Annotated in this window: 10 protein-coding genes and 5 tRNA genes; all 15 read left to right on the top strand. The window is 34.7% G+C overall.

The genetic code is table 11. The features are described 5' to 3' along the window. Positions 1-7 precede the first annotated feature (7 nt). The 15 genes from hpf to rpoC all read left to right on the top strand — a co-directional run bounded on the left by hpf (position 8) and on the right by rpoC (position 13,581). Positions 8-316: a ribosome hibernation-promoting factor, HPF/YfiA family gene (gene hpf / locus ACKTSW_RS08785; protein ID WP_408024892.1), complete on the top strand. Its 309-nt coding sequence runs from the start codon at positions 8-10 to the stop codon at positions 314-316. A gap of 98 nt (positions 317-414) precedes the next feature. Continuing rightward, positions 415-488: transfer RNA gene (locus tag ACKTSW_RS08780), tRNA-Thr, on the top strand. Between the two features lie 44 nt (positions 489-532). Beyond that, a tRNA-Tyr gene (locus tag ACKTSW_RS08775) sits at positions 533-615 on the top strand. A gap of 22 nt (positions 616-637) precedes the next feature. Beyond that, positions 638-710: transfer RNA gene (locus ACKTSW_RS08770), tRNA-Gly, on the top strand. 11 nt (positions 711-721) lie between these two features. After that, positions 722-794 (top strand) — tRNA-Thr (locus ACKTSW_RS08765). Positions 795-869: 75 nt separating this feature from the next. Beyond that, positions 870-2,057, top strand: coding sequence for an elongation factor Tu (tuf, locus tag ACKTSW_RS08760; protein ID WP_408024891.1), 1,188 nt, complete (start codon positions 870-872; stop codon positions 2,055-2,057). Between the two features lie 60 nt (positions 2,058-2,117). Then, a tRNA-Trp gene (locus tag ACKTSW_RS08755) sits at positions 2,118-2,190 on the top strand. Between the two features lie 52 nt (positions 2,191-2,242). After that, a complete protein-coding gene (secE, locus tag ACKTSW_RS08750) occupies positions 2,243-2,434 on the top strand; it encodes a preprotein translocase subunit SecE (protein WP_408024890.1) in 192 nt (63 codons plus the stop codon). A 2-nt stretch (positions 2,435-2,436) separates the two neighbouring features. Next, positions 2,437-2,985, top strand: coding sequence for a transcription termination/antitermination protein NusG (nusG, locus tag ACKTSW_RS08745; RefSeq protein WP_408024889.1), 549 nt, complete (start codon positions 2,437-2,439; stop codon positions 2,983-2,985). Between the two features lie 64 nt (positions 2,986-3,049). Further along, complete coding sequence (gene rplK, locus ACKTSW_RS08740; protein ID WP_133537197.1) at positions 3,050-3,487, top strand: 50S ribosomal protein L11; 438 nt, start codon at positions 3,050-3,052, stop codon at positions 3,485-3,487. A 20-nt stretch (positions 3,488-3,507) separates the two neighbouring features. After that, positions 3,508-4,197 (top strand): 50S ribosomal protein L1, encoded by a 690-nt coding sequence (gene rplA, locus ACKTSW_RS08735; protein WP_408024888.1) that lies wholly within the window; start codon positions 3,508-3,510, stop codon positions 4,195-4,197. 21 nt (positions 4,198-4,218) lie between these two features. After that, on the top strand, positions 4,219-4,737 hold the full coding sequence (rplJ, locus tag ACKTSW_RS08730) for a 50S ribosomal protein L10 (protein ID WP_408024887.1): 519 nt from the start codon (positions 4,219-4,221) through the stop codon (positions 4,735-4,737). Between the two features lie 49 nt (positions 4,738-4,786). Then, positions 4,787-5,161, top strand: coding sequence for a 50S ribosomal protein L7/L12 (gene rplL / locus ACKTSW_RS08725; protein WP_047790108.1), 375 nt, complete (start codon positions 4,787-4,789; stop codon positions 5,159-5,161). A gap of 240 nt (positions 5,162-5,401) precedes the next feature. Then, the gene (gene rpoB / locus ACKTSW_RS08720; RefSeq protein ID WP_408024886.1) at positions 5,402-9,211 is read left to right on the top strand and encodes a DNA-directed RNA polymerase subunit beta; all 3,810 of its coding nucleotides are present in this window, start codon (positions 5,402-5,404) and stop codon (positions 9,209-9,211) included. A 98-nt stretch (positions 9,212-9,309) separates the two neighbouring features. Beyond that, positions 9,310-13,581 carry a DNA-directed RNA polymerase subunit beta' gene (gene rpoC, locus ACKTSW_RS08715; protein WP_408024885.1) on the top strand — a complete coding sequence of 1,424 codons (4,272 nt, stop codon included), beginning with the start codon at positions 9,310-9,312 and terminating at the stop codon, positions 13,579-13,581.

Below are 13,581 nucleotides of genomic sequence, written 5' to 3'. Positions count from 1 at the left end.
AACAATTATGAAGGTATTCACGCAATCAGTAAACTTCTCAGCAGACAAAAAACTAATTGATTTCATTGAGAAAAAAATAGGAGGATTAGAAAAATTTCATGATAAGATCGTTGATGCAGAAGTGTTTTTAAAAGTGCAAAAGACGAGTGAGAAAGAAAATAAAATTACAGAAGTGAAAATTAATATTCCAGGAAATGAGTTAATAGTGAAAAAACAAAATAAAACCTTCGAAGAAGGTATTAGTGTATCGGTTGAATCTTTAAAACGACAATTACAAAAATCAAAAGAAAAATCAAAGGATGTACTAGTATCATAAAAACAATAAAAAATAACAAAAAAAGTTTTAAAAATTAAAAATTACTTTTTACATTTGCAGTCCGTTAGAAATAGCGGATTGTTTTTTTTATAACAAAAGCCGATGTAGCTCAGCTGGCTAGAGCAGCTGATTTGTAATCAGCAGGTCGTGGGTTCGAGTCCCTCCATCGGCTCTAAAAGAACAAAAGTTCATTAAAAGTTTGATTTAAGATTGTTAGGGGAGATTCCAGAGCGGCCAAATGGGACGGACTGTAACTCCGTTGTCTTACGACTTCGCAGGTTCGAATCCTGCTCTCCCCACAAAAATCTTAACAGTAAAATTGCGGGAGTAGCTCAGTTGGTAGAGCGTCAGCCTTCCAAGCTGAATGTCGCCGGTTCGAACCCGGTCTCCCGCTCTAAATTCGTTGCCGACATAGCTCAGTTGGTAGAGCGCATCCTTGGTAGGGATGAGGTCACGGGTTCAAATCCCGTTGTTGGCTCTATTTTAGAGTTTATTTGACAAGAGTTTAAAAATAACACTAAATATATTTAACTAAGAATTAAAATTAATAATCATGGCAAAAGGAACTTATGATCGTTCGAAACCGCACTTAAACGTAGGTACTATTGGTCACGTAGATCACGGTAAAACTACTTTAACTGCTGCAATTACTAAAGTATTAGCAGATGCTGGATTTTCTGAGCAGAGAGCTTTTGATCAAATCGATAACGCTCCAGAAGAAAAAGAAAGAGGTATTACAATTAACTCTTCTCACGTAGAGTATGCAACAGCTAACCGTCACTACGCACACGTTGACTGTCCAGGTCACGCCGATTACGTAAAAAACATGGTAACTGGTGCTGCACAAATGGATGGAGCTATCTTAGTAGTAGCTGCTACAGATGGTCCAATGCCACAAACTCGTGAACACATCTTATTAGGTCGTCAGGTAGGTATTCCACGTATCGTTGTTTTCTTAAACAAAGTTGATATGGTTGATGACGAGGAGTTATTAGAGTTAGTAGAAATGGAAGTAAGAGATTTATTATCTTTCTATGAGTACGATGGAGATAATGGTCCTGTTATTTCAGGTTCTGCTTTAGGTGCATTAAATGGAGAGCAAAAATGGGTTGATACAGTTTTAGAATTAATGGAAGCTGTTGATACTTGGATCGAAGAGCCACCAAGAGATACTGAAAAAGATTTCTTAATGCCTATTGAAGATGTATTCTCTATTACAGGTCGTGGTACAGTAGCAACTGGACGTATCGAAACTGGTATTATTAATACTGGAGATCCTGTAGAGATTATTGGTATGGGAGATGAAAAATTAACATCTACTGTAACAGGTATCGAAATGTTCCGTCAAATCTTAGATAGAGGTGAGGCAGGAGATAACGCAGGTATCTTATTAAGAGGTATTGAAAAGACTCAGATTAAAAGAGGAATGGTAATCTGTAAGCCAGGTTCTATTACTCCACATGCTAAGTTCAAAGCTGAGGTATATATCTTAAAGAAAGAAGAAGGTGGACGTCACACTCCATTCCATAATAACTACCGTCCACAGTTTTACGTACGTACAACTGACGTAACTGGTAATATCAATTTACCTGATGGAGTAGAAATGGTAATGCCAGGCGATAACTTAACTATTACAGTTGATTTAATCCAACCTATCGCATTAAATACAGGTTTACAGTTTGCTATCCGTGAAGGAGGTAGAACAGTAGGAGCTGGTCAGGTAACTGAAATCTTAGACTAATTATAGTTTAATAATAAAGAATAAGGAGTCTCTTTTATAAAGAGGAGACTCCTTTGAAATACGGGTTTAGCTCAGTTGGTAGAGCACTGGTCTCCAAAACCAGGTGTCGGGAGTTCGAGTCTCTCAACCCGTGCAAAACTAGAACGAGTTGTAGTGTAAACTGCAACTCGTTAAAAGGATAAAATATGGGTAACTTTGTACAATACATTAAAGATTCTTTTGAAGAATTAAATACCAACATGACTTGGATTTCTCGAGAAGAGGCTCAAAAGTCAACTGTAGTAGTTGCAGCATTTACAATTGTTTTTGCTTTGGCTGTAGCAGGTATAGATAAGGTTTTTCAAACTGGGTTAGATAATTTCTTTAAAATGTTTTAATAATGGCTGATTCAGTGATGAAGTGGTATGTGGTTAGAGCTATAGGAGGTCAAGAAAATAAGGTAAAAACTTATATCGAGACAGAAATTGCTCGTCATGGGTTGTCTGATTATGTGAACCAAGTAATTGTTCCAACAGAAAAGGTTATTCAAGTAAGAAACGGTAAGAAAATTAACAGAGAAAGAGTTTATTTTCCAGGTTACGTAATGGTAGAAGCTAATTTAGCAGGAGAAGTTCCTCACGTAATTAAATCAGTAACAGGAGTTATTGGTTTTTTAGGTGAAACTAAAGGAGGAGAGCCAGTTCCAATGCGTAAATCTGAAGTAAATAGAATGTTAGGTAAAGTAGATGAACTTTCTGTTAAAGATGAGAACATTGCAATACCTTATTCGGTTGGAGAAACTGTAAAGGTAATAGATGGTCCTTTCAATGGATTTGATGGAACTGTTGAAAAAGTAAATGAAGAAAAGCGTAAGTTAGAAGTAATGGTGAAAATTTTCGGAAGAAAAACACCATTAGAATTAAACTATATGCAAGTAGAGAAAATATAATTGTTACACCTATATTTAGATGAGTTTAAGCTTCCAATTTAAACGCATCGTTAAATCTTAAACAATGGCAAAAGAAGTAAGTAAATTAGTTAAACTACAAGTTAGGGGAGGTGCAGCGAATCCGTCGCCACCAGTTGGACCCGCTTTAGGTGCTGCCGGTGTTAACATCATGGAGTTCTGTAAGCAGTTTAATGCTCGTACACAGGACAAACAAGGTAAAGTTTTACCAGTTGTTATTACAGTTTATACAGACAAATCATTTGAATTTGTTGTAAAAACTCCACCAGCCGCAGTACAATTATTAGAAGCGGCCAAAATTAAGAAAGGTTCAGGAGAACCTAATAGGAAAAAGGTAGCAAGCGTTTCTTGGGATCAAATTCGTGGAATTGCAGAAGACAAAATGGTAGATATGAATGCCTTTGAGTTAGAGTCTGCAATGAGAATGATTGCTGGAACAGCTCGTTCTATGGGATTAACAGTAACAGGTGATGCACCTGCTTAAACTTTAAAAGATATTTAGAAATGGCAATTACTAGAAAGCAAAAAGAAGCTCGTGCTAAAGTAGATAGCTCTAAAGTTTATAGCTTACAAGATGCATCAGCATTAGTTAAAGAGATTACAAACGTAAAATTTGATGCATCAGTTGATTTAGCAGTGCGTTTAGGAGTAGATCCTCGTAAAGCTAATCAAATGGTTCGTGGAGTTGTAACATTACCTCATGGAACTGGTAAAGATGTAAAAGTTTTAGCATTAGTTACTCCAGATAAAGAAGCAGAAGCTCAAGAAGCAGGCGCTGATTATGTTGGATTAGATGAATACCTTCAAAAAATTAAAGGAGGATGGACTGATGTAGACGTTATCATTACTATGCCAAGTGTAATGGGTAAGTTAGGTCCTTTAGGTCGTATTTTAGGACCAAGAGGTTTAATGCCAAACCCAAAGACAGGTACAGTGACAATGGACGTAGCAAAAGCAGTAACTGAAGTTAAGGCCGGTAAAATTGACTTTAAAGTTGATAAAACTGGTATCGTTCATGCGGCAATTGGAAAAGTATCTTTCGATGCTAAGAAGATTGAGGAAAACGCAAATGAGTTATTGCAAACACTTATTAAATTAAAGCCAACTGCGGCAAAAGGAGCTTATATTAAGAGCATATTTATGTCTTCAACTATGAGTCCTAGTGTTGCAATAGATGAAAAATCTGTATTGTAAGGCAGTTAAAACTTTTTAATTATGACTAGAGAGGAAAAATCACAAGTAATACAAGATTTAACAGCACAATTAGCAGATACAAGTACCATCTATTTAGCAGATATTTCTGGTTTAGATGCAGCAACTACATCTAACTTACGTAGAGCTTGTTTTAAAGCAAACGTACAATTGGCTGTTGTGAAAAACACATTGCTTTCAAAAGCAATGGAAGCTTCTGATAAAGATTTTGGAGAATTACCAGATGTATTAAAAGGAAATACTTCAATGTTAATTGCTGAGGCAGCTAATGCACCAGCAAAAGTTATCAAAGAGTTCAGAAAAAAATCAAAAGACCGTCCTTTATTAAAAGGAGCATATGTTGAAGAGGCTGTTTATATTGGTGATAATCAGTTAGACGCACTTGTTAACATCAAGTCTAGAGAAGAACTTATTGGAGATGTTATTACCTTATTACAATCTCCTGCTAAGAATGTTGTTTCAGCATTACAATCAGGTGGTGGTAAGTTATCAGGTATCTTAAAAACATTATCAGAAAAATAATTACGCGCACTAATAAACTAAATAAATAAAATTTTTAAAAACAATTAAAATGGCAGATTTAAAAGATTTCGCAGAGCAATTAGTTAACTTAACAGTAAAAGAAGTTAATGAATTAGCTGATATTTTAAAAGAAGAATATGGTATTGAGCCAGCAGCAGCAGCAGTAGCAGTAGCAGGACCAGCAGCAGGTGGTGGAGATGCAGCAGAAGAGAAAACTGAATTTGATGTTATCTTAAAAGCAGCAGGAGGTTCTAAATTAGCAGTTGTTAAGTTAGTTAAAGAATTAACTGGATTAGGATTAAAAGAAGCTAAAGGTATTGTAGATAGCGCACCAGCTCCAATTAAAGAAGGAGTGTCTAAAGATGAGGCAGAAGGTCTTAAAAAGTCTTTAGAAGAAGCAGGAGCTGAGGTAGAGCTTAAGTAAGCTATAGTCCCGGTTTGTAACAAAACGGGAAAAAACAATAAAGGTTTAGGTACTAAAAACTAATGTTTTTAGACCTAAACCATTTTGTGTATATATTCGTTCTTTATTTTCACAATGTTTTTTAATTGTGACCTTACGATTATAAAGTGCTGATTTTTAATCAGTAAAAGCAATTAAAATTGCAGTATTGAAACAAATGAGTTTCAAAAATAATATTTTTAATTAAAAATAGCATCTCTTTTGGCAACGATAAATACTACTGAAAGAATTAACTTCGCGTCATCGCAGTTAGGGACTGATTATCCAGATTTTTTAGATATTCAGGTGAAATCTTTCCAAGATTTCTTCCAATTGCAAACTAAAGCTGAAGAGCGAGGTGAAGAAGGTTTGTATAAAACTTTCATGGATAACTTTCCGATTACAGATACACGTAATCAATTTGTTTTAGAATTTTTAGACTACTTTGTAGATCCACCAAGATATAGCATACAAGAATGTATAGAGCGTGGATTAACTCATAGTGTACCTCTAAAAGCACGTTTAAAATTATATTGTACCGACCCAGAACACGAAGATTTTGAAACAATTGTTCAAGATGTTTACTTAGGTACAATTCCTTATATGACAAACTCAGGTACCTTTATAATTAATGGTGCAGAAAGAGTTGTAGTGTCACAATTACACCGATCACCAGGTGTATTCTTTGGCCAATCATTCCACGCAAATGGAACTAAATTATATTCTGCAAGAGTAATACCTTTTAAAGGTTCTTGGATAGAATTTGCCACTGATATCAATCAGGTAATGTATGCCTACATTGATAGAAAGAAAAAATTACCAGTAACAACATTATTCAGAGCCATAGGTTTTGAAAGAGATAAAGATATTTTAGAAATCTTTGATTTAGCTGAAGAAGTAAAAGTTTCTAAAGCAGGATTAAAGAAAGTATTAGGGCGAAAATTAGCAGCAAGAGTGTTAAAAACTTGGCACGAAGATTTCGTAGATGAAGATACAGGTGAAGTTGTATCTATCGAGCGAAACGAAATAATTTTCGATCGTGATACTATTATAGAAAAAGAACACATTGATGAAATAATCGAAGCTGGAGCTAAAACTGTGTTACTACACAAAGAAGATAACCAGCAAGCAGATTATGCTATCATTCATAATACATTACAAAAAGACCCTACTAATTCTGAAAAAGAAGCTGTAGAGCATGTATATAGACAATTACGTAATGCTGAACCGCCAGACGAGGAAACTGCAAGAGGAATTATTGAAAAATTATTCTTTTCAGAGCAACGTTATAGCTTAGGTGAAGTAGGGCGTTTTAGAATGAATACCAAACTTCAGTTAAATGAAGATATAGATCAGAAGGTATTAACTAAGAACGATATTATTACTATTATTAAGTATTTAATTGAGTTAATCAATTCAAAAGCTGAAGTAGATGATATCGATCACTTATCTAATCGTCGTGTTAGAACTGTAGGAGAACAATTAGCAGGTCAGTTCGGTGTAGGTTTAGCTCGTATGGCACGTACTATTCGTGAAAGAATGAATGTTCGTGATAACGAAGTATTTACTCCAATCGACTTAATTAATGCAAAAACATTATCATCAGTAATTAACTCTTTTTTTGGTACCAACCAGTTATCTCAGTTCATGGATCAAACAAATCCATTAGCAGAAATTACACATAAACGTCGTTTATCAGCTTTAGGGCCTGGAGGTTTATCGCGTGAAAGAGCAGGTTTTGAGGTTCGTGATGTTCATTATACTCACTATGGTCGTTTATGCCCTATTGAAACACCTGAAGGACCAAACATTGGACTTATCTCTTCTTTAGCTGTTTATGCTAAAGTAAATAATATGGGATTCATTGAAACTCCATATAAAAAAGTAGAAGGAGGTATAGTTCAAAATGAAGATCCTATCTACTTAAGTGCAGAAGAGGAAGAAGGAATGAAGATTGCACAATCTAACCTACCAGTAGCTGAAGACGGTAAGATTCAACGTGATAGAGTTATTGCTCGTGAAGAAGGTGATTTTCCAGTTGAAAACCCAGAAGCAATTAATTATATGGACGTTGCTCCAAACCAAATTGCTTCAATTTCAGCATCATTAATTCCTTTCTTAGAACATGATGATGCTAACCGTGCATTAATGGGATCAAACATGATGCGTCAAGCAGTTCCATTATTACGTCCAGAATCTCCAATTGTAGGTACAGGTTTAGAGCGTAGAGTAGCAAAAGATTCACGTATCTTAATTAATGCAGAAGGAGCAGGAGTAGTTGAGTATGTAGATGCTAATAAAATAACAATTAAGTATGATAGAACAGAAGAAGAGCGTATGGTAAGCTTTGACTCTGATGAAAAATCGTATGACTTAATTAAGTTTAGAAAAACCAATCAAGGTACTAATATTAACCTAAAACCAATTGTAAAAGTAGGTGATAGAGTTGAAGAAGGTCAAGTACTTTGTGAAGGATATGCTACACAAAAAGGAGAATTAGCTTTAGGTAGAAATATGAAAGTAGCCTTCATGCCTTGGAAAGGGTATAACTTTGAGGATGCGATTGTAATTTCTGAAAAAGTAGTTCGTGAAGATATCTTTACATCTATACATATTGATGAATATTCATTAGATGTTCGTGATACAAAATTAGGAGCAGAAGAATTGACAAACGATATTCCTAACGTTTCTGAAGAGGCTACAAAAGACTTAGATGAAAACGGAATGATTCGTATTGGAGCAGAAGTAAACCCAGGTGATATCTTAATTGGTAAGATTACACCAAAAGGAGAATCTGATCCAACTCCTGAAGAAAAATTATTACGTGCTATCTTTGGTGATAAAGCAGGTGATGTAAAAGATGCATCATTAAAAGCTTCTCCATCATTAAGAGGGGTAGTAATTAATAAAAAATTATTCAAACGTGCAGTAAAAGATAAGAACAAGCGTGCTCGTGATAAAGAAGCAATTGCAGCTTTAGAAGCATCGTACGTGTCTAAATTTGAAATATTAAAAGATACTTTAGTAGAAAAATTATTCAACTTGGTATCTGGTAAAACTTCACAAGGAGTATTTAATGACTTAGGAGAAGAAGTATTACCAAAAGGGAAAAAGTTCACTCAAAAAATGTTAAACTCTGTTGAAGACTTTACACATTTAAATGGAACTTGGACAACCGATAAGGAGTTAAACGATTTAGTTGTAGAATTAGTTCACAATTATAAAATAAAAGTAAACGACTTACAAGGAGTTTTACGTCGTGAGAAATTCACAATTTCTGTAGGAGATGAATTGCCAGCAGGAATTTTAAAATTAGCTAAAATTTATGTAGCTAAGAAGCGTAAATTAAAAGTAGGAGATAAAATGGCAGGACGTCACGGAAACAAAGGTATTGTTGCTCGTATTGTACGTCAAGAAGATATGCCTTTCTTAGAAGACGGAACACCAGTTGATATTGTATTAAACCCATTAGGCGTACCATCACGTATGAATATTGGTCAAATTTATGAAACTGTTCTTGGATGGGCAGGTCAAAAATTAGGTCAAAAATATGCAACACCTATTTTCGATGGAGCAAATATTGATGAGATCAATACGTTAACAGACGAAGCTGGAATACCGCGTTACGGACACACATACTTATATGATGGAGGTACTGGTAAACGTTTTGACCAACCTGCAACAGTAGGTGTAATTTACATGATTAAGTTAGGACACATGATTGAAGATAAAATGCATGCACGTTCTATTGGACCATACTCATTAATTACACAACAACCATTAGGAGGTAAAGCTCAGTTTGGAGGTCAACGTTTTGGTGAGATGGAGGTATGGGCACTTGAAGCATATGGTGCATCAAGTATCTTACGTGAAATCTTAACTGTAAAATCTGATGACGTATTAGGTAGAGCTAAAACTTACGAATCTATCGTTAAAGGAGAAGAAATGCCAGAACCAGGTTTACCAGAATCATTTAACGTATTAATGCACGAACTTAAAGGTTTAGGTTTAGACGTTAAGTTAGAAGAATAATCACAGTGAAATGTCTCAGAGCAAATGCTCTGAGACAAATCATTTTTTCAATATCAGTCTTATTATAAGACATTTATTTTTAATTCGAATCCATTATCATGGCAAGAAAAAACGAAAAATACACTGTTAAGAAGTTTAACAAAATTTCAATAGGTCTAGCATCACCTGAGTCTATTTTAGAGGCTTCTAAAGGAGAGGTGTTAAAACCAGAAACTATTAACTACCGTACACACAAACCAGAAAGAGATGGGTTGTTTTGTGAGCGTATCTTTGGTCCTGTAAAAGACTATGAGTGTGCGTGTGGGAAATATAAAAGAATTCGATATAAAGGTATCGTTTGTGACCGTTGTGGTGTTGAAGTTACTGAGAAAAAAGTACGTAGAGATAGAGTAGGTCATATCAACTTAGTTGTGCCAGTAGCACATATTTGGTATTTTAGATCATTACCTAACAAAATGGGGTACCTTTTAGGTTTACCATCTAAGAAGTTAGATATGATTATTTACTACGAGCGTTATGTAGTAATTCAACCAGGTATTGCTAAAAACACTGAAGGAGAGCCATTACAAAAAATGGATTTTCTAACAGAGGAAGAGTATTTAGATATCGTAGATGAGCTTCCACAAGAAAATATGTACTTAGAAGATTCTGATCCTAATAAGTTTATCGCTAAAATGGGAGCAGAATGTTTAATCGATTTATTAGAAAGAATCGATTTAGATGAGTTATCATATCAGTTACGTCATAAAGCAAACACTGAAACTTCTAAACAACGTAAAAACGAAGCATTAAAGCGTTTAAATGTTGTTGAAGCATTCAGAGATTCTCAAAAGAATAGAGAGAACAATCCAGAATGGATGATTATGAAAGTAGTTCCGGTTATTCCACCAGAATTACGTCCATTAGTACCATTAGATGGTGGTCGTTTTGCTACTTCTGATTTAAATGATTTATATCGTCGTGTAATTATCCGTAACAATCGTTTAAAACGATTAATGGAAATTAAAGCACCTGAAGTAATTTTGCGTAATGAAAAACGTATGTTACAAGAATCAGTAGATTCATTATTTGATAACACACGTAAATCATCAGCAGTAAAAACGGAGTCTAACAGACCTTTAAAATCATTATCTGATAGTTTAAAAGGTAAACAAGGACGTTTCCGTCAAAACTTATTAGGTAAGCGTGTTGATTACTCTGCACGTTCGGTAATTGTTGTTGGACCTGAGTTAAAATTATACGAATGTGGATTGCCAAAAGATATGGCAGCTGAATTATACAAACCTTTTGTTATTCGTAAGTTAATCGAAAGAGGAATTGTTAAGACAGTAAAATCTGCAAAGAAGATTATAGATAGAAAAGAACCAGTTGTTTGGGATATTTTAGAAAATGTAATTAAAGGACATCCAGTTTTATTAAACCGTGCCCCTACTTTACACCGTTTAGGTATTCAAGCATTCCAACCGAAATTAATTGAAGGTAAAGCAATTCGTTTACACCCATTAGTGTGTACAGCCTTTAACGCCGATTTCGATGGAGATCAAATGGCGGTTCACTTACCATTAGGACCAGAAGCTATTTTAGAAGCACAATTATTAATGTTAGCTTCTCACAATATCTTAAACCCTGCAAACGGAGCACCAATTACGGTACCGTCTCAGGATATGGTTTTAGGGTTATACTATATGACTAAAGAAAGAAAGTCAACTCCTGAAGTGCCTATTAAAGGAGAAGGATTAACTTTCTATTCACCAGAAGAAGTTATTATTGCTTTAAACGAAGATAAAGTAGACTTAAATGCTGGTATAAAAGTACGTACTCAAGACGTAGAAGAAGGTAAACAAGTTACTAAGATTATCGAAACTACAGTAGGTAGAGTTTTATTTAACGAAGTTGTACCAGAAGCTGCTGGGTATATCAATGAAGTTTTAACTAAGAAATCATTAAGAGGAATTATTGGTAACATTTTAAAAGTTACAAATATTCCTTCGGTAGGAAAATTCTTAGATGAAATTAAGAACATGGGATATAAATATGCCTTCGAAGGAGGTTTATCATTCTCATTAGGAGATATCATTATTCCAGAAGAAAAACAAGCAATGATTGCTGAAGCGAACAAAGAAGTGGATGGAATCATTATGAACTATAACATGGGTATGTTAACCCAGAAAGAACGTTATAATCAGGTAATTGATGTTTGGGGATCTACCAACAACCGATTAACAGAATTATCGATGAAGCGTTTACGTGAAGATCAACAAGGATTTAACTCAGTATACATGATGTTAGATTCTGGAGCACGTGGATCTAAAGAACAGATTCGTCAGTTAACAGGTATGCGTGGATTAATGGCAAAACCTAAAAAATCTACTGCCGGAGGTGGAGAAATTATTGAAAACCCGATTTTATCGAACTTTAAAGAAGGATTATCAATTTTAGAATACTTTATCTCAACGCACGGTGCACGTAAAGGTCTTGCTGATACCGCATTAAAAACAGCCGATGCAGGATATTTAACACGTCGTTTAGTAGATGTATCTCAAGATGTTATTGTAAACGAAGTAGATTGTGGTACTTTAAGAGGGTTAGAAGTAGCTCCATTAAAGAAAAATGATGAAATCGTAGAACCTTTAAGCGAGAGAATTACAGGACGTACAGCATTATACGATGTATACGCACCAAATTCTGATGATTTACTAGTTGAAGCTGGAGAGTTAATTACACCAGCATCAGCTGATAGAATTGAAGCTTCAGGAATTGATAAAGTAGAAGTACGTTCGGCATTAACTTGTGAGTCTGAAAGAGGAATTTGTGAAAAATGTTACGGACAAAGCTTATCAACAGGTAAAAAAGTTCAAAGAGGTGAAGCAGTAGGTGTAATTGCAGCACAATCTATTGGAGAACCTGGTACACAGTTAACATTACGTACATTCCACGTTGGAGGGGTAGCAGGAAATATATCTGAAGATAATAAGTTAATTGCTAAATTCGAGGGTTCTGTATCAATTGATGATTTACGTACTGTTAAAGGTAAAGATTCAGCAGGAGAAGAAGTAGATATCGTAATTTCTCGTACAGCAGAAATTAAAATTACAGATAAGAAAACAGGAATTGTATTAAGTACTAACATTATTCCTTATGGTTCTATCATCTTTGATAAAGATAGAAAGACAATTAAGAAAGGAGATGCTGTATGTCAATGGGATCCATTTAACGGAGTTATTGTTTCTGAGTTCGGAGGAAAAGTTAAGTTTGATAACTTAGAACAAGGAATTAACTTCTCTGTAGAAGTTGACGAACAAACAGGTTTCCAAGAAAAAGTAATTACAGATTCTAAGAATAAGAAAATCATTCCTTCATTAATTATTGAAGATGCTGATGGTAATGCTTTACGTTCGTACAGTTTACCAGTAGGAGCACACTTAATGGTAAGTGATGGAGATAAAGTAGAATCAGGTAAAATATTAGTTAAGATTCCTCGTAAGTCTGGTAAAGCAGGAGATATTACAGGAGGTTTACCACGTGTAACAGAGTTATTCGAAGCACGTAACCCTTCTAACCCAGCAGTAGTAGCACAAATTGATGGAGTTGTATCATTTGGTAAAATTAAGCGTGGTAACCGTGAAATTATTATCGAGTCTAAAACTGGAGAGATTAAGAAATACTTAATTAAGTTGTCTAATCAAATCTTAGTTCAAGAAAACGATTTTATTAAAGCAGGAATGCCATTATCTGATGGAGCAATTACTCCTATAGATATCTTAAATATTAAAGGACCTTCAGCAGTACAAGAATACTTAGTAAATGAAATTCAAGAAGTATATCGTTTACAAGGGGTAAAGATTAACGATAAGCATTTCGAAGTAGTAGTACGTCAAATGATGCGTAAAGTTAGAATTATTGATTCAGGAGATACTTTATTCTTAGAAAATCAATTAGTTCATAAAATTGACTTTATTAAAGAAAATGACGCTATTTACGGAATGAAAGTTGTTGAAGAAGTTGGTGATTCTGCAAGTTTAAAAGCAGGACAAATAGTTTCAGCTCGTCAATTAAGAGATGAAAACTCGTTATTACGTAGAGAAGATAAAAACTTAGTAGTGGCACGTGATGCTCAACCAGCAACAGCTGAACAAGTATTACAAGGTATTACTAGAGCATCATTACAAACGAAGTCATTTATCTCTGCAGCATCATTCCAGGAAACAACTAAAGTATTAAATGAAGCCGCTGTAAATGGTAAAATTGATACCTTAGAAGGATTAAAAGAAAATGTAATTGTTGGTAAACGTATACCAGCGGGTACAGGAATGAGAGCTTACGAAGATATAATAGTTGGACCTAAGGATGAGATTGAACAAAGTTTATAA

This window comes from Tenacibaculum sediminilitoris (genome assembly GCF_964513795.1).
GTDB classification, from domain to species: Bacteria; Bacteroidota; Bacteroidia; order Flavobacteriales; family Flavobacteriaceae; genus Polaribacter; species Polaribacter sediminilitoris.
This window is presented reverse-complemented; position numbering and strand designations above follow the sequence as displayed.

Excerpts from the sequence above, each read along its gene's own strand:
- rplA (WP_408024888.1), top strand. The coding sequence starts at position 3,508 with ATGGCAATTACTAGAAAGCAAAAAGAAGCTCGTGCTAAAGTAGATAGC.
- tuf (WP_408024891.1), top strand. The coding sequence starts at position 870 with ATGGCAAAAGGAACTTATGATCGTTCGAAACCGCACTTAAACGTAGGT.
- rplJ (WP_408024887.1), top strand. The coding sequence starts at position 4,219 with ATGACTAGAGAGGAAAAATCACAAGTAATACAAGATTTAACAGCACAA.
- secE (WP_408024890.1), top strand. The coding sequence starts at position 2,243 with ATGGGTAACTTTGTACAATACATTAAAGATTCTTTTGAAGAATTAAAT.
- rplL (WP_047790108.1), top strand. The coding sequence starts at position 4,787 with ATGGCAGATTTAAAAGATTTCGCAGAGCAATTAGTTAACTTAACAGTA.
- rplK (WP_133537197.1), top strand. The coding sequence starts at position 3,050 with ATGGCAAAAGAAGTAAGTAAATTAGTTAAACTACAAGTTAGGGGAGGT.
- hpf (WP_408024892.1), top strand. The coding sequence starts at position 8 with ATGAAGGTATTCACGCAATCAGTAAACTTCTCAGCAGACAAAAAACTA.
- nusG (WP_408024889.1), top strand. The coding sequence starts at position 2,437 with ATGGCTGATTCAGTGATGAAGTGGTATGTGGTTAGAGCTATAGGAGGT.
- rpoC (WP_408024885.1), top strand. The coding sequence starts at position 9,310 with ATGGCAAGAAAAAACGAAAAATACACTGTTAAGAAGTTTAACAAAATT.